This is a genomic window from Martelella sp. AMO21009 (genome assembly GCF_053484295.1).
This window is the reverse complement of record NZ_JBAKFR010000020.1, coordinates 70,989-86,346: the sequence shown is the minus strand read 5'-3', so window position 1 is coordinate 86,346 and position 15,358 is coordinate 70,989. Positions and strand designations below refer to the sequence as shown.

Annotated in this window: 16 protein-coding genes; 8 read left to right on the top strand and 8 right to left on the bottom strand. The window is 63.5% G+C overall.

Going from position 1 to position 15,358, the window contains the following annotated elements; translation table 11 throughout:
- Positions 1-109: 109 nt before the first annotated feature.
- From pldH to V6766_RS18545, 7 genes are read right to left on the bottom strand one after another with little or no spacing between them, the layout of a single operon-like run.
- On the bottom strand, positions 110-853 hold the full coding sequence (pldH, locus tag V6766_RS18575) for a pyridoxal 4-dehydrogenase, SDR-type (RefSeq protein ID WP_448469050.1): 744 nt from the start codon (positions 851-853) through the stop codon (positions 110-112).
- Positions 854-888: 35 nt separating this feature from the next.
- Positions 889-2,073, bottom strand: a complete 1,185-nt coding sequence (gene ppaT / locus V6766_RS18570; RefSeq protein WP_448469048.1) for a pyridoxamine--pyruvate transaminase — start codon at positions 2,071-2,073, stop codon at positions 889-891.
- A 10-nt stretch (positions 2,074-2,083) separates the two neighbouring features.
- A complete protein-coding gene (gene pldA / locus V6766_RS18565) occupies positions 2,084-2,890 on the bottom strand; it encodes a 4-pyridoxolactonase (RefSeq protein ID WP_448469046.1) in 807 nt (268 codons plus the stop codon).
- Positions 2,891-2,950: 60 nt separating this feature from the next.
- Positions 2,951-3,886 (bottom strand): putative B6 ABC transporter permease subunit 1, encoded by a 936-nt coding sequence (locus V6766_RS18560; protein ID WP_448469044.1) that lies wholly within the window; start codon positions 3,884-3,886, stop codon positions 2,951-2,953.
- Position 3,887: 1 nt separating this feature from the next.
- Positions 3,888-4,991: a putative B6 ABC transporter permease subunit 2 gene (locus tag V6766_RS18555; protein WP_448469042.1), complete on the bottom strand. Its 1,104-nt coding sequence runs from the start codon at positions 4,989-4,991 to the stop codon at positions 3,888-3,890.
- Complete coding sequence (locus tag V6766_RS18550; protein ID WP_448469040.1) at positions 4,988-6,589, bottom strand: putative B6 ABC transporter ATP-binding protein; 1,602 nt, start codon at positions 6,587-6,589, stop codon at positions 4,988-4,990. Before V6766_RS18550 ends, V6766_RS18555 begins: the two co-directional genes overlap by 4 nt.
- Positions 6,590-6,597: 8 nt before the next feature.
- The gene (locus V6766_RS18545; RefSeq protein WP_292056464.1) at positions 6,598-7,614 is read right to left on the bottom strand and encodes a putative B6 ABC transporter substrate-binding protein; all 1,017 of its coding nucleotides are present in this window, start codon (positions 7,612-7,614) and stop codon (positions 6,598-6,600) included.
- 172 nt (positions 7,615-7,786) lie between these two features.
- On the opposite strand from V6766_RS18545, the gene V6766_RS18540 reads away from it, so the two are divergent.
- From V6766_RS18540 to V6766_RS18525, 4 genes are all read left to right on the top strand, one after another.
- On the top strand, positions 7,787-8,119 hold the full coding sequence (locus tag V6766_RS18540; protein WP_448469038.1) for a hypothetical protein: 333 nt from the start codon (positions 7,787-7,789) through the stop codon (positions 8,117-8,119).
- Between the two features lie 333 nt (positions 8,120-8,452).
- Positions 8,453-9,124 carry a GntR family transcriptional regulator gene (locus tag V6766_RS18535; RefSeq protein ID WP_448469036.1) on the top strand — a complete coding sequence of 224 codons (672 nt, stop codon included), beginning with the start codon at positions 8,453-8,455 and terminating at the stop codon, positions 9,122-9,124.
- 204 nt (positions 9,125-9,328) lie between these two features.
- A complete protein-coding gene (locus V6766_RS18530; protein ID WP_448469034.1) occupies positions 9,329-10,879 on the top strand; it encodes a GMC family oxidoreductase in 1,551 nt (516 codons plus the stop codon).
- Positions 10,876-11,256, top strand: coding sequence for a carboxymuconolactone decarboxylase family protein (locus V6766_RS18525; RefSeq protein ID WP_448469032.1), 381 nt, complete (start codon positions 10,876-10,878; stop codon positions 11,254-11,256). The genes V6766_RS18530 and V6766_RS18525 overlap by 4 nt, the downstream gene beginning before the upstream one ends.
- Positions 11,257-11,343: 87 nt before the next feature.
- On the opposite strand, the gene V6766_RS18520 is transcribed toward V6766_RS18525, so the two are convergent.
- Positions 11,344-12,015, bottom strand: a complete 672-nt coding sequence (locus tag V6766_RS18520; protein WP_448469030.1) for a GntR family transcriptional regulator — start codon at positions 12,013-12,015, stop codon at positions 11,344-11,346.
- A 192-nt stretch (positions 12,016-12,207) separates the two neighbouring features.
- Here V6766_RS18520 and V6766_RS18515 point away from each other — a divergent pair, with 192 nt between their 5' ends.
- From V6766_RS18515 to V6766_RS18500, 4 genes are read left to right on the top strand one after another with little or no spacing between them, the layout of a single operon-like run.
- Positions 12,208-13,038, top strand: a complete 831-nt coding sequence (locus tag V6766_RS18515; RefSeq protein ID WP_448469028.1) for an alpha/beta fold hydrolase — start codon at positions 12,208-12,210, stop codon at positions 13,036-13,038.
- Between the two features lie 40 nt (positions 13,039-13,078).
- Positions 13,079-14,218, top strand: a complete 1,140-nt coding sequence (locus V6766_RS18510) for an FAD-dependent oxidoreductase (RefSeq protein ID WP_448469026.1) — start codon at positions 13,079-13,081, stop codon at positions 14,216-14,218.
- Between the two features lie 34 nt (positions 14,219-14,252).
- Positions 14,253-14,843, top strand: a complete 591-nt coding sequence (locus V6766_RS18505) for an amino acid synthesis family protein (protein WP_448469024.1) — start codon at positions 14,253-14,255, stop codon at positions 14,841-14,843.
- 25 nt (positions 14,844-14,868) lie between these two features.
- Complete coding sequence (locus V6766_RS18500; RefSeq protein WP_448469022.1) at positions 14,869-15,324, top strand: YbhB/YbcL family Raf kinase inhibitor-like protein; 456 nt, start codon at positions 14,869-14,871, stop codon at positions 15,322-15,324.
- The last annotated feature ends 34 nt before the right edge of the window (positions 15,325-15,358 follow it).

Genomic DNA, 15,358 nt, shown 5'->3' with positions numbered 1-15,358 from the left:
AAAAAAGACAAAAAAATTTATTTTTTTTTTTGTGGGGGGTTGTTTTTTTTATAAACGCGCGGGGGGCGCCCCCCCCCACCCGCGCGCCCCCCCCCAGCGGCGAAACGCTTTAAAGGCGGATCATGCCGGCGTCGACGTTGACGCACTGGCCGGTCATCCAGCCGGCGTCGTCGGAGACGAGAAAGGCCACGACCTTGGCGATATCGGTGGGCTGGCCCTTGCCGGGCATGGCCTGCAGCATTTCCACGAAGCCGAAGCTCTCGGCATGGGGGCTCGCCTTGACGCCGTCGGATTCGGTGAGGCCCGGCGTGACCGCGTTGACGCGGATGCCGTATTTGCCGACTTCCGTCGCCAGCGCCCGGGTGAAGCCGACCACGCCGCCCTTGGCCGCCACATAGGCCGACATGTTCGGCGTGCCGGCATAAAAGGCGTTCGAGGCGATGTTGAGCACGGTGCCCTTGCGGCCGGCCGCGCGCATCATGTCGGTCGCCTTGCGGCTGGCGATGAACACGCTCGTCAGATTGGTGTCAATGATCTTCTGCCAATGGGCTAGGTCCACATCGTCCCAGGCAATATAGGGGACGATCGAGGCGTTGTTGACGAGGATGTCGATAGCGCCGTTTTCGGCGGCGCCCTCCAGCATCGTGTTGACCGCATCCACCTTGGTGGAATCGCATGTGACGCCCACCGCGCCGTGGCCGATCTCGGCGGCGGCGGCCTTCGCGCCCTCGCCGTTGATATCGGAGATCACGACCTTTGCGCCGGCTTCGGCCAGCGCCCTGGCGATGGCCTTGCCGATGCCCTGCGCGGCCCCGGTGACGACGGCCTTGCGGCCTTCAAGACTGGTACTCATTCCCTCTTGTCCTTTCTTCTATCGCCGTTTCCGGCCTATTCGTCGATTGCTGCGTCCCAGGCGGCCTGTGCCGCGGCAAGTCCCGCCGCTACATCCACCTTGGCGCCCAATGCCTTCAGCGCGCCGCCCATCGCGGCAACGGCCAGAAGCGCGTAAGCCGGCTGAGCGGTCGGGCCCATATGGCCGATGCGGATCAGCTTGCCGAGCGTTTCCGCCCGGCCGGCTGACATGGAGACGCCATAGCGCGCCCGCGCCTCCGCCAGCACCGGACCGGCATCGATGCCATCGGGCATCTTCACCGCCGTCGCCGTCGGCGAGGCGATCTCCTCGGAGACCGGCCAAAGCGCGATCCCCATGGCCTTGATGCCTTCCCGGCAGACCCGAGCGGTCACCGCATGACGCTTCCAGACGGCCTCCGGACCTTCCTCCAGATAGCGGTCGAGCGCGGCACTCAGGCCGTTGAGTTCGGCCACCGACGGGGTGAAGGGGAAGGGCTCGGTCTTCTTCCAGGCGTTCTTCCAGTCGGTGAAGCTCAGCATCGAGGCAAACGGCGCATCCGGATTGGACTCGATCTTGGCCCATGCCGCTTCGGATACGGCGACCAGCGAGAGCGAGGGCGGGCAGCCGAGGCATTTGTTCGGGCCGGTGACGTAGATCGCCGCCTGGCTGGAGGTCGGGCTCGTGGGCATGCCGGCCCAGGAGGAGACCGCATCGACCAGCAGCAGCGCGCCGGCTTCGGCGACAACCGCGCCGATCGCGTCGATATCGTTGAGCGTACCCGACGGCGTGTCGTGATTGCAGACGCAGACGATCTTGACCTCAGGGTGATCCTTGAGAAAGGCGCGGACATCTTCAGGGTCGATCGCGGTGTTGTAGGGCACCTCGATTTCCTCGACCTTCTTCGCGTAACGCGCGGCCCAGTAGCCAAAGCCCTTGCCGTAAACGCCGGAGGCGAGGTTGAGGACCACGTCGTCCTTGGCAATCAGGGAGGCGGCGGCCCCTTCCAGCGCCAGCACCGGCTCGCCCTGCAGGATCAGCGGCGGCAGGTCGCAGCCCAGCGCCTCCTGTGCCTTCAAGGTCAGATCCTCAAAGAAGGCCTGGAAGGCCGGGTCATAATCGTAAAGCACGGTGGTGCCGAGCGCGCGCAGCACTTCCGGATAGGCGTCCACCGGACCGGCCGTCAGCGTGAAGACCGGGGGTTTGGTTTCGGAATATTTCATCTGCCCCTCCTCAGCCGTAGAAATTGACGCCAGTCTTGTAGTCCTTGAAGCTCTCGGGATCATGGCTGAACAGGACCTCGGCGTCCTTCGCCTTCTCGATCTCCTTCAGGCGTCGCATCGAGTTCACGCCGGCCACGGGATCGATGTGGAAGCCGGCATTGATGTCCTGCTCGTAGTTCTTGCGGGTATAGGCGGCATCGAGCGTGAGAAGCAGCGGACGGCGGGTGTCGAATTCGACCAGCAGCGAATAGTGTCCGATCGTGTGGCCAGGCGTGTAGAGCAGCGTCACGCCCGGGGCGAGTTCGACATCGCCCTCGATCAGCTCGAACTTCGTGTTGGCCGCCGTCTGCCCGACGCCGAGCTGGTCGCTCTTGCCGCGGGCCTCGGCCACATCGGTGGAGAAGGCGAGGTCGGAATAGCCGAGCACTTCGAAGGGCTGGCATTTGGCCGCCTGCGGCAGTTCGTCCTTGTGGCAGATCTTCTTGGTGTCGGGGAAGAACTTGTTGCCGCCGACATGGTCGAAGTGGAAATGCGAATTGAACAGGACGTCGATGTCCTTCGGCTCCAGCCCGAGAAGCTTCAGCGCGCCGGGAATGGTCTGATCCTTGGTCTGCTGCGGCTTTTCAAACGGCAGCACCTTCTGCACGTGGTCGAAATCATAGCCGGTATCGATCAGGAACTTGCCCTTGGGGTGATCGACGAGCACGGAATAGACAGGAAAACGGACCTCGCCGCCCGGGCCCTTGTTCCACCAGATATGGAAACCGTCGAGCACCAGCGAACCGCCATCGAGCAGGAATACCTTGGTGTCAGCCATGTCACTTCTCCTATAAGTTTGTCGGGGTCTCCCGGACCCGCAATGGGTGGATGACGCCCTTTACCGGGCGCCGCGTTCGTAGGCAGCGCCGAGTGCTGCGGGCAGCTTCGCCCGGCGGCCGAAAAGCACGAGGACCAGCATCACCGCCGCGAAGGGCAGCATCTGGATGACGTCGGTCGGGATGGTCGAGCCCGCGACCTGCAGCGCCGTGGTCAGGGAAAGGGCTGCGCCGAAGATCAGCGAGCCGATCAGCACCCAGAGCGGCCTGCCCCGCGCCAGCATGGCAAGCACGATGCCGATGAAGCCCGCGCCGCCGGTCATGAAGGGCAGGAACAGCCCCGCCCCGATATTGGCGAGATAGGCGCCGCCGAGCCCCGCCATGGCGCCGGTGAACAGCACCGCGAAAACGCGGATGCCGAGCACATTGCCGCCGGCCACATCTAGTGCCGCCGGACGCTCGCCGGCAGCGCGCAAGGTCATGCCGAGATTGGTGCGCCGATAGAGAAACGCCAGCACCGCCACAACCACGAGCGCGAAGTAGACAATCAGATGACGCCCGAAGAGCGACGGCCCGATCACCGGCAGATCGGTGAGCCCCGGAATGTTCAGCCGCTCCGGCGCGGGCAGGCGCGGATAGGTGCGCGAGAACTGGAAATGATGGAGCAGCGCGGTGAGCCCCTCCACACCAAGCGTCAGGCCGATGCCGATCACGATCTGGTTCAACCCCAGACGCACGCAGAGCACGGCCATCACGATGGCAACCAGCACGCCGCCCAGGATGCCGCCCAGAAAGCCGAGCCACAGGGACTCGGTCTTGAAGGCCACGAGAAAGCCCATATAGGCCCCCATCAGCATCATGCCTTCAATGCCGATATTGAGCACGCCCGCCTTTTCCGACATCTGCTCGCCGAGACCGGCAAGAAGCATCGGGATCGCGGCGACGATCGCGCCCGTGAGGAGAGACGACAGGAACGCCTCGGTTAGCAATCCGCCCATCTCAACGCTCCTTCTTGCGTTTGTGCTGATCGATATATTCGCCGAGCCCGAGGCAGATCAGCAGGCTCGCGACCAGCACGAGGGTGAAGTTCTGCGGCACGCCGAGACGGCGCGCGGCGCTCTCGCTGCCGATCATCAGCGCCGAGTAGAAGAAGACCAGCACGATCGCGCCGAAGCCGTTGAAGCGAGCAAGAAACACCAGCGGAATGACCATCAGACCATAGGCTGGGTTCCAGTTGGCAGGCACATTGCCGGCAACGCCGAGGATCTCGGAAGCGCCCGCAAGCCCGGCAAGGCCGGCCGAAAGCCCGAACGTCGCCATGGTCAGGAGCGGCACCGACAGGCCGGCATGGGTGGCGGCGACGGGGTTTGCCCCCACCATCCGCAGTCGTAGCCCGAAGGATGTGCGGGTCATCATCAGATGGACGGCCAGAACGGCGATCAGTCCCCAGATCAGCCCGCTGGAAATCGAGGTATCGAACAGCCGCGGCAAACGGTCATCCACCGGCAGGGTGCGGGTCTGCGGCACCGTGGTTGCCGGATCCCTGAAGATGAGCTTGACCAACGTCGCGGCCAGCAGCACGCCGAGAAACGACATCATCAGCGTCGTGATGATCTCGTTTACGCCCTGATAGGCCTTGAGCAACGCCGGTATGACCGACCACAGCGCACCGACGATGGCAGCCAGCAGGAAGCCGACCAGAAGCACCGCCCAGCCGGGCAGTACGCCGACCAGAAGCGGCGCGGTGGCCGCGGCGGCAACGGCGCCGAGCAGGAACTGCCCGTCCGTGCCGAGGTTCCATATCCCCGCGCGGAACGCGACGATCAGGCCGGCGGCGAGAAACAGCAGCGGCGCCATGCGGGTCGCCGTCTGCTGCAGACCCAATGACGAGAACAGCGAGCGCTCGAGGATGTAGCCGTAATAGGTCAGCGGGTTAACGCCCACCAGCACCAGGATGATGGCCGACAGCAGAAAGGCCGCGATGATCGGGCCGACGGTGAGCGTCAGGATGCGCTGAAACGCGCTGCGCTCATTGGCCGGTCGCGCGGCTCCCGCGGTATCGGTTGGCGTATCCGCCGTGTTGATTTGGTCTTGCATGGTCATGCCGTCGCCTGTTTCACTTCTTCCTCGCCGGCCATCATCCGGCCGATGCGCAGGCGCAGGGCCTCGCCGCTGCCGTCATTTTCGACGATGCCGCGGATGCGGCCGCCTTCCATCACCGCGATGCGGTCCGAGAGCGCCATCAACTCGTCGAGATCGGTCGAGATCAGCAGCACGCCAAGCCCGCGTTCGGCAATGTCGGCGATGCGCTGGCGCGATGTATCGATGTTCTGAAGGTCCAGGCCGTAGGTGGGTTTGTTGAACACGACGACGCGCGCCTCGCCCGAGAGTTCGCGCCCAAGCAGCACCTTCTGGATATTGCCGCCCGAAAGCCGCCCGATCGGGGTCGCTTCGCTCGGCGTGCTCACCGAAAACCGTGCTATGAGGTCGCGCGCATGCTCCGCGATGCGGTGAGGGCGCTCCACGCCGTTCACCCAGAAGGGCGGCTGGCCGATATCCTTGAGCACGGTGTTTTCCGAAATCGGAAAGGCGGCGACCGAGCCTTCGGACAGACGGTCATCCGTCAGGTAACGCAGCCCCTTGCGGCGGCGCTGCGCGATGGAGGCGCGGGTAATGTCCTCGCCGTCGAGTTCGACGCGTCCGGATTTGAGCGGCCGCTGGCCCGCCATGGCCTCGGCGAGCTGCTTCTGGCCGTTTCCGTCGATCCCGGCCACGCCGACGATCTCGCCGGCTCTGAGACTCAGCGAAATCTCGTGAAGCCCCATGACATCGGCATCACCCTCGGTCGAAAGATTTTCGACCCTGAGAGCGACATTGTCGCGGGCCGTGCTCTTGCGGTGCTCGGTGGAGGTGGCGCCGGCCTCGCGGCCGAACATCAGGCGGACGATCTCGTCCACCGCCTCGTCCTCGGACATGGATTTCAATTGTTCCGGCCCCATTTCACCGGCAAGCGCGCCCTGTTTCAGCACGGAAATACGGTTGCCGTAGCGATAGGCCTCGGCAAGCTTGTGGGTGATGAAGATCACCGCCAGCCCGCTCTTGACCAATTGCTGCATCCGCTCGCCAAGCTCCTGCGCGCCTTGCGGCGTCAGCATGGATGTCGCCTCGTCGAGGATCAGCACCTTGCTGTCGCGCAGAAGCGCGCGGGCGATCTCGATCTGCTGCTGCTGGCCGAGCGAAAGCTCGCCGGTAATGGCGTCGAGCGGAAGGGAAAGCGCGAATTGCCGCTTCAGTTCCTCCATGCGCGCCGCGATGCGCGCCCGCGGCGGACGCTGATACCAGGGCGCGCCCAGCGTCAGGTTCTCCAGAACCGTCAGCGTCGGCACCAGCATGGAATGCTGGAAGACCGTGCTGATGCCGGCATCGAGGCTGGCCGAGGGGCTGGCCAACCGGGTTTTCTCGCCATTGAGCGAGAGGTAACCCTCGTCCGGCAACTGCAGTCCGGAGAGAATGCCGACCAGCGTCGATTTGCCGGCGCCGTTCTCGCCCAGAAGGACATGCACCTCGCCGGGATGAAATGTGAGCGACACGTTGTTGACCGCGATCACGCCGGGAAAGCGCTTGGTTACGCCGTGTACGCCAATGACGCCTGCCCCCGTTTCCGGGGACAGGTTTGTCGGGGTTGCCGCTGCATTTGCCACAGATACGCTCACTCGGTAACGGTGACCAGAGCGCGGACATCTTCCGCATCGAACTTCGGCTCGACCGTGATCTCGCCCGCGATGATCTGGTCGCGCAGCGCCATCACCTCGGTCCAGGCGGCCTCGTCGACCTGCGGCGTCTTGACGAGCTTGACGGAATCGTCCGCCAGGCTGATCGCGTAACCGTGGGTGCCGAACTGGTCGGCCTTCAGGTCTTCGATCATGGCGGTGTAGACGGGCGTCATGTCCCACAGCACCGAAGTCAGCAGGTGGCCCTTGTCGAGCTCGGACTTGTCGCCGATCACATCGATGAACAGCACATCCGATCCGTCGACAGCCTTGTTGGATTCGACGGCCTGGATCATGCCGAAGCTCGAACCATTGCCCTGGCCGAAGATGATGTCGGCGCCGGCCGCAATGACCGAGGTCGTCACGCGGTTGCCGCCCGCGGCATCGGAATAGGCTGCCGGGCCGATGACCGAATAGAGGATCTTGACGTCCGGGTTTTCGGCATGAACGCCCTCGGCAAAGCCTGCCGACTGCGAGTTCCATGAGGGCGGCTCGCCGGAAACGACGATGCCGACCGTGCCGGTGGACGTCATCTTGGCGGCCAGACGGCCGGCAAGATAGGCGCCTTCATGGCCGGAAAGGGTGTAGTCGGCAACAAGGCCCTTCACCAGAGCGTCGGGGCTGTCGACGATCGCGACCGGCACGCCGGTTTCCTCGGCGATTTCCGGACCGGCGGTGTTGTAGCCGCTGGCATGCGCGATCATCAGATCGGCGCCGTCGGCCGCGAGTTCGCGCATCGGCGCGCGAACATCGCCATAACCCAGGCCTTCGGCGACGATGATCTCGACGCCGGTTGCCTCGGCGGCGGCCTTGGCCGCTTCGACGCCCTGCTGGTTCCAGCCATAGTCACTCCCTTGTTCCGGAGTGAGGATGGCTATGGTATCAACCTCCGCGGCAAAGGCCGCCGGGGTCCCCAGCACCACGCTAAGCGCAACAGAAGCAAGTAGGTTTTTCATCATGCTGTTCCCTAATTGGTTGTCAGTTTCCCGTCACAAGACGGAAGCGATTGGCAGACTTGTTGTTGTTCTTGCCCTGTCTGCTTGGGTTTCCTCGTCTCCGGCCAAGGCCGAAAGTGAAGCTTATGTGCCTTATTCGGGCATAATTCATGGCACCGAAGGGGCCAATCCCGTGGAAATCTCAGTTGCCAATGAGACCGACACCTCGCTCGATTGCCGCGCGGCGCTGGCCCACTGGTATTCCGATGAACTGGGTCGCATCGAGCCCGACGAGCAGCTGACGCTGACGCTCTGGCACGATGACAAGACCGGCGTTCTCAACCTGATGAACGCCACCGATGACCGTATGCCCGTCGAGGCGATCTGGTGCGCCAGCGATACCGCCCGCGCGCGCCTCGATCTGCCGATGAAGACGGGGCCGATGGCGGCGGGCAAGGCAGCAGCCAGCCTGCATTTTTCCTGCAAGGACGGGGCCGGGCTGAGCTGCGTTACCGCGAGCGACTAGGCCCGACACTTTCCGAAGAAGCGCTTCGCGCTCTGGATTGCGCAGGCTGCGGGTAGCGGCTGCGCAACTGCCGGCGGATGCGACGACGCGTGCCGTCGCGACACAGCGCATATTCAATTCTGCGATAGAGGCGTTTGCCGCCATTGGTCCCAAGCCCTCTGCCTTGGTGTCTTTCTTTGGAGGGAAGGATGACACAAACCAGACACACGTCAAGCAGATTGTCTGTCATTCTTTCATTCTTATGAGTTGACAAGAAGGCATTCACGCGATCAAATTTGCTTGCAATTCCCCTTATCGCTTATGGCCGCCGCCGGGCTCACGAGGTTTAAAACAATGCCGCCAGACCTGAACTTACGGGTACTTCCGCGCACGGTGCAGCAGGAAACGGTCGAGAAGCTGCGGCTTGCGATTTTCTCCGGCGTTTTCGAACCGGGCAGCCGCCTGATCGAAAGTCAGCTTTGCGTGCAGCTCGGCATCAGCCGCCCGTCGCTCCGCGAGGCATTGCGCAGTCTGGCGGCCGAACGGCTCATCGACATCGTGCCCAACCGCGGCCCTTCGATCCCTACGCTCACATGGGAAGAGGTCACCGCCATCTACGAGGTGCGCGAATTGCTGGAAGTCGAGGCCGCGGGACGCTGTTCGCAGAGGATTTCCGGCGAACAACTGGAGGCGCTCGAGAATACGCTTCATGGGTTCGAAAAGGCCGCCGCAAGCAAGGACAGTCTGGCGCGGGTCACCACTGCCGCTGAGTTTTATTCCGTCATCCTCGCAAATTGCGGAAATCCGATCCTGGAGGAAATCCACCGCGGTCTGGTCGCCAGGATCAGCCTTTTCCGCTCGCGCTCGATGTCGCTGGAGGGGCGCGCCGCCAGCAGTCTTGCGGAGATGACGGAAATCTATGAGGCCATCGCCGCTGGCGATGAGAAAGCCGCCCGGAAAGCCTCCAGAAAGCACATTCTGGAGGCGATGGCGGCGACGAAAAGATCCATTGACTGCGGAAGCTGACGCCCGCTTTCGGAAAAAATGAATTCCGGCCTTCAGCCCGGATGCAAGAACAACAATCAGCAGGAGCATGATCCGGCTTCCGCCGGAAATATACCCGCCTCAAGCGCCATTGCTCCGGCCAAAAAAGGGGAACCTCATGACATTTCAGTTTACACAGCGTGGAGGCCGTAATCTCACGCCCTCATCCGCCATGGAGATCTGCCGATGACCGGCGCCGCGCAACAGGCGACTGCCGACGTGGTCATTGTCGGCGGCGGTTCGGCCGGCAGCCTGCTCGCCGCGCGACTGAGCGAAGACCCGGCGCGCAGCGTTCTGCTGATCGAAGCCGGCGAGGAACCCTCCGACCCGGATATCTGGACGCCCTCTGCCTGGCCGGCGCTTCAGGGCCGCGTTTACGACTGGGACTACCTGACAGAGCCCCAGGCGGGAACCCATGGCAGGGTTCACCATTGGGCGCGCGGCAAGGTGATGGGCGGATCGAGCTGCCTGCATGCCATGGGCTACATGCGCGGTCACCCCGACGACTATCAGGCCTGGGTGGATGCGACCGGTGATGACCGCTGGAGCTGGGAAGCGCTTCTGCCCGTCTTCGACGCGATCGAGGGCCGCCCGGACGGCAATGGCAGCGGCCCGATGCCCGTCTACATGCCCGACGAGGAGGTGAGCCCCCTCACTCGCGCATTCATCGAGACCGGCGTCTCTCTCGGCCTGCCGCGCCTTCCCGACCACAATGACGGCCGGATGGTCGGCGTCACGCCCAATTCGCTGAACATCCGCGACGGCCGCCGCGTCACGGTCGCCGAGGCCTGGCTGACGCCCGAGGTTCGCGCGCGTAAAAACCTCCGGATTGTCACCGGAACACGGGCGCAGCGGCTGGTCATGGATGGCAATCGGGTACACAGGATCGAGGCCATTGGCCCGCACGGCCCGATCAGTATCTCCGCCGACCAGATCGTCCTCAGCGCGGGCGCGCTGGAAAGCCCGGCCCTTTTGATGCGCTCCGGTATCGGACCACGCGCCGTGCTTCAGGCTGCATCGGTCGACTGCCTGATCGACATGCCGGGGATCGGCCGCAATCTCCAAGACCATCTGCTCGGCGCCGGCAATCTCTATGCCACCCGCAAACATCTGCCGGCATCGCGCCTTCAGCACTCCGAATCGATGGCCTATATGCGCGCCGGCGATTTCACCGCCGCCGGGCGGCCCGAGATCGTGGTCGGCTGCGGCGTGGCTCCGATCACATCCGAGTGCATCCAGACACCCGAACCGGGCACGGCCTATTCACTCCTGTTCGGCGTCACCAACCCGACAAGCCGCGGCAGCCTCGCCATCAGCGGGCCGGGTCTTGATGACCGGCTGATCATCGACCCGGCCTATCTTGAGACTGAGCATGACCGTGCCATGTTCCGAAGCGCGCTGGAAGCCGCGCGGACGATCGGGCATGCGGACGGGCTTGCCGAATGGCGCGATCGCGAGCTTGCCCCCGGCCCGCTCGGCAGCAAGGCGGAGATCGACGAATTCATCGCCAGGGCAGCGATCACCCATCACCACCCCTCTGGCACCTGCCGAATGGGCAAGGACGTCGATGCGGTTGTCGATCCGGATCTGAAGCTCAAATCGCTCGACAATCTCCATGTGGTGGATGCTTCCGTCATGCCCAGCCTCACGGCGGGCCCGATTCACGCCGCCATTCTGGCCATTGCCGAAAGCTTTGCCCGCACGATGACCGCCGACAGAGAGAAGGACATGACATGAGCGTTTTCGACGAAGATCTGTTTCTGAAGGGCCTTAAACAGCGCAAGAGCACGCTCGGCGCGGACTATGTCGAGAAGAACCTCGCGGCTGCCGACGATTTCACCCGCCCGTTTCAGGAGGCGATGACGGCATGGTGCTGGGGATTTGGCTGGGGCGACGACGTCATCCCGCCAAAGACGCGTTCGATGATGAACCTCGCCATGATCGGGGCGCTCGGCAAGATGCATGAATGGGAACTGCACTGTCAGGGCGCGATCAACAACAGTGTCTCCAAGGAGGAAATCCGCGCCATCATCCACGTCGTCGCGATCTATTGCGGCGTGCCGCAGGCGCTTGAATGCTTCCGCTCCGCGCGCAAGGTTCTGGGGGAACAGTGAGCCGAAGGCGTGACTTTGAGCGGCCTGTGCCTGCAAACCGGGCAAAGCGCGCGTTTTCGCGCCACGCCCCGGGGCGGGCTGACGCAATCAGGCCTCGTGTTCCATCGCGTGCTTGGCCGCTGCCTTGGCCTGATCGAGATGGCGCTGCGCCGCCTTGCGCGCGCGCTCCTCATCGCCCGCGGCAATCGCATCGTAGATGTCGCGCATCTCCCGAAGGCTGTCCTCGGCGCGCCCATCAAGCGACATCGACCGACCGCGGAAAAAACTGATCCGCGCCACAAGCCCGCGATGAACTTCCTCGAGAATGGCGTTGCCGCAATTGGCCAGAATGATCGCGTAGAATTCAGCCGCCGTGGTCACCAGTTCCAGACTGTCCGCGCTTTTCTGGGCGCGTTCGAAAGCCTTCAGCGCCCTTTCAAGCTCCTTGACCTGTTCGGGGGTGATCCGTGCGGCGCAACGCCCCACCGCAGCGACCTCCAGGAGTTCGCGCACGTCGTAGATTTCGGTCGCCTCCTCCCAGGAGAGCTTGGGAACGAAGGGGCCACGGTTCGGGATGATCTCGATCAGCCGCTCTGCCTGGAGACTGCGCAGCGCCTCACGCAGGGAGGGACGGCTGACCCCGAGCTGAGTGCAGAGCTGGCTTTCAACCAGCCGGCTGCCCGGCGGGAATACCCCGGCGATGATGGCCAGTCTCAACTTTTCAATCGTCTGCTGCTGCACAGTTCTCGGCGTGATCCGGAGGTCCAGACCAGGGTTCATGGCGTTTCCTTAAGGCTCTTCAAACTCTGTTTTCATAGCTTTTCTACACGAACGGGCGCACAGAGGATAGCATGCGGCCGGCATCTGTCTGCAATAATTAACGCAAGAATGTCTTACAATCTTATTGACAGCTAATAGCGGGCGTGGTTCCCTGCCGCATAGAAAAAACAGAAACGTCAAGGGAACCTCGACATGGCGGAAAGCCCCAGCCAAGGCCGGTATGAAGAACAGCGGATCGACACCGGCCGCATCACTTTGAACGTGCGCATCGGGGGCAGCGGCCCGCTCATGCTGTTCTTCCACGGGATCACCGCAAATTCCGCCGTTTTCGGTCCGCTCATGGATGCCTTTTCCGACCGGTTTACCACGGTGGCCGTGGACCAGCGCGGCCACGGTCGCTCGGACAAGCCCGAAACGGGTTACGAGGCCGCGGACTTTGCAGACGATATTGCAGCACTCATCAAGACGCTCGATATGGGGCCCGCCATCCTGGTCGGGCATTCGCTCGGCTCGCGCAACTCCGTCACCGCCGCAGCCCGTCATCCGGAACTTGTCCGCTCGGTCATCGCCATCGATTTCACGCCCTATATCGAGGACGAGGTCTTCGCCTCGCTCTCCGCCAGAGTGAATGCGGGCGATCAGGCCTTTGCCGATACCGATGCCGTCGTCGCCTATCTCGCCAATCGCTATCCGAATATTCCGGCTCCCGCGATCCGCATCCGCGCGGAAAGCGGCTACGCCCCGGCTGCGGACGGCCTGCGCCCCCTCGCCTCGCCTTCCGCCATGGCCCAGACGGCCGAGGGCCTGCGCGCCGATCTCGTCCCCGCCTACCGCACGGTGACCCGCCCGGTTCTGATCATGCGCGGCGCCGAAAGCAAGCTGGTCTCCGCCGCGGCGCTTGAAAAGACCCACGAGTTGCGTCCGGATCTGCCCATCGTCGTCGTACCGGGCGCCGACCACTACGTGAACGAGACCAATCCCGACGTCACGATCGGCGCGATCCGCAATTTCATCGACGGCTGAGCGGCCGGCGTCCCAGATAAAAACCAACAGGAACAGAGAAATGGTCAGCATCAATAAAACCTCGGACAAGACACGGGTTGCGCAGGTTGCGGGCGGCGGGTTTTCCGGCCTCACGGCCGCCATCGCGCTGCGCCAGAACGGCTGGGACGTCGTCCTGCACGAAAAGAGCCCTGAACTGCGCGCTTTCGGCGCGGGCATCTATCTCTGGCACAACGGCCTGAGGGTGCTGGAAGGCATCGGCTGCCTGAATGAGGTGCTGGAAGATTCCTTCACGCCGCCCGCCTATGAGACCTGGATGCACAACAAGACCGTGTCGAAGGAGACGTTCAACGGTCTGCCCTGGCGCATCATGACCCGGGCTCATCTGCATGATGCGCTCGCCAACCGCGCCCGCGAAGTCGGCGTTGAAATCCGCACCAATTCCGAGGCGGTCGGCGCGGAGGCTTCCGGCACGCTGAAACTGGCCTCCGGCGAGGTTGTTGAAGGCGATCTGATCGTCGGCGCTGACGGCGTCGGCTCCAAGGTGCGCGATTCGCTCGGCTTCGAGCAGGAGCGCTGGGGCGCGACCGACGGTATCATTCGCCTGATTGTCCCGCGCCACAAGGACAAGCTCGGCCATGGCGAATGGGACAACACCATCGATATGTGGAACCACTGGCCGCGGGTGCAGCGCATTCTCTATTCGCCCTGCAACGAAAGAGAACTCTATCTCGGCCTGATGGCGCCGTCGGCAGATCCGCGCGGTTCCAAGGTGCCGCTCGACCTTGAGGTCTGGATGGAGATGTTCCCCTTCCTCGAACCCTGCCTTGTCGATGCCGCCAAGATCAAGGACGCGCGTTACGACACCTATCAGACCACCAAGCTCAACAACTGGTCGCGCGGCAAGGTCGCCCTCGTCGGCGATGCAGCCCATGCCATGTGCCCGGCGCTGGCGCAGGGTGCCGGCTGCGGCATGGTGAACGCCTTCACGCTGGCGCAGGACATCGAGAAGAACGCATCGCTCGAAGACGCGCTCGCCGACTGGGAAAAATCGGTCCGCCCGATCACCGACCTCACCCAGAAGCTCTCCGCCGATCATGCCGCCAACCGCACCATGTCCTATGGCAACGGCTTCACCCCGGAAGCGCTGACCGCCGCCCGTTTCGACCCGATCAACCGCGTCTATTCGTGGCCGCAATAAGCACTATTCCCTTTCATCTCTACAGGAGACATTCATGAATTACTCTAGCCAGGTCGAAAAGGACTATCAGGTCCGCGGCTGGTACGGTGCGACCCAGGAAGTGCTGCATGATGGCGGCGACGCAACAGCCCCTCTGATCAAGGCTGCGGCCGGCGTCATCATCAAGAACCCCTTTGCCGGCAAGTTCGTGGCAGACCTTTCGGCGCTCACCGCCCCCTCGGCCGCCATCGGCTATGCGCTGGGCGAACGCGCGGTCGCCCTGCTCGGCGGCCGCCCGGTCGAGAGCTACGGCAAGGGCGGCATTGCCGGCGTTGCCGGCGAGCAGGAGCATGTGGTGGCCTGCGTCACCACCACCTTCGGCGATCCGCTGCGTGAAGCGATCGGCGGCGGAGACGCGTGGATCTCTTCCGCCAGCAAGGTCGCCTCGGCCGGCACCGCCATCGATATACCGCTCGCCCACAAGGACGAGCTCTATATCCGCTCCCATTACGACGCCTTCACCTTCGTCGTGCCGGACGGACCGCGTCCTGACGAAATCCTGATATGTGTTGCGGTGGCCACCGGCGGTCGCGTGCATCAGCGCGTGGGCGGAAAGAGCGTTGCCGACCTCAAGGCAACGGCCTGAAACAAACCAACACCAAGGAGACGACATGCCTCTGAACATCAAAGACCTGAAAATCACCTCCTCCGATTTCGAACCGCTTTCGCGCCTCGCCGACCACCATGCCGGCGACAAGGGCAACGTATTGCCGAAGCTGACGGTGAGCGGCGTGCCGGAAGGCACCAAGGAACTGGCCGTGATCTGCCATGATCCGGACGCACCGCTGGCGCATGGCTTCACCCACTGGACGGTCTATGCCATCGACCCCAAGGCCACCGACCTTTCGGATGCGCAGGAGAAGTATCGCGTTGGGCCCAACGGCGCCGGACACATGCAGTATTACGGCCCGCAGCCGCCGGCCGGCCATGGCGACCACCACTATTACTTCTGGGTCTATGCGCTGGACACCAATGTCGAGGGCACGCCCACGCGCGAAGAGTTTCTCGACAAATATGCGGACAATATCATTGAGCAGAACCGGATCGTCGGTCTCTACTCCAACTAACCGATGTTTCTCCCGGCGTGATTCCTTTCGGGCT

What these genes read in the sequence shown, in the direction of transcription:
- pldH (WP_448469050.1), bottom strand. Translation starts at nt 853, where the DNA reads ATGAGTACCAGTCTTGAAGGCCGCAAGGCCGTCGTCACCGGGGCCGCG.
- ppaT (WP_448469048.1), bottom strand. Translation starts at nt 2,073, where the DNA reads ATGAAATATTCCGAAACCAAACCCCCGGTCTTCACGCTGACGGCCGGT.
- pldA (WP_448469046.1), bottom strand. Translation starts at nt 2,890, where the DNA reads ATGGCTGACACCAAGGTATTCCTGCTCGATGGCGGTTCGCTGGTGCTC.
- V6766_RS18560 (WP_448469044.1), bottom strand. Translation starts at nt 3,886, where the DNA reads ATGGGCGGATTGCTAACCGAGGCGTTCCTGTCGTCTCTCCTCACGGGC.
- V6766_RS18555 (WP_448469042.1), bottom strand. Translation starts at nt 4,991, where the DNA reads ATGACCATGCAAGACCAAATCAACACGGCGGATACGCCAACCGATACC.
- V6766_RS18545 (WP_292056464.1), bottom strand. Translation starts at nt 7,614, where the DNA reads ATGAAAAACCTACTTGCTTCTGTTGCGCTTAGCGTGGTGCTGGGGACC.
- V6766_RS18535 (WP_448469036.1), top strand. Translation starts at nt 8,453, where the DNA reads ATGCCGCCAGACCTGAACTTACGGGTACTTCCGCGCACGGTGCAGCAG.
- V6766_RS18530 (WP_448469034.1), top strand. Translation starts at nt 9,329, where the DNA reads ATGACCGGCGCCGCGCAACAGGCGACTGCCGACGTGGTCATTGTCGGC.
- V6766_RS18525 (WP_448469032.1), top strand. Translation starts at nt 10,876, where the DNA reads ATGAGCGTTTTCGACGAAGATCTGTTTCTGAAGGGCCTTAAACAGCGC.
- V6766_RS18520 (WP_448469030.1), bottom strand. Translation starts at nt 12,015, where the DNA reads ATGAACCCTGGTCTGGACCTCCGGATCACGCCGAGAACTGTGCAGCAG.
- V6766_RS18515 (WP_448469028.1), top strand. Translation starts at nt 12,208, where the DNA reads ATGGCGGAAAGCCCCAGCCAAGGCCGGTATGAAGAACAGCGGATCGAC.
- V6766_RS18510 (WP_448469026.1), top strand. Translation starts at nt 13,079, where the DNA reads ATGGTCAGCATCAATAAAACCTCGGACAAGACACGGGTTGCGCAGGTT.
- V6766_RS18505 (WP_448469024.1), top strand. Translation starts at nt 14,253, where the DNA reads ATGAATTACTCTAGCCAGGTCGAAAAGGACTATCAGGTCCGCGGCTGG.
- V6766_RS18500 (WP_448469022.1), top strand. Translation starts at nt 14,869, where the DNA reads ATGCCTCTGAACATCAAAGACCTGAAAATCACCTCCTCCGATTTCGAA.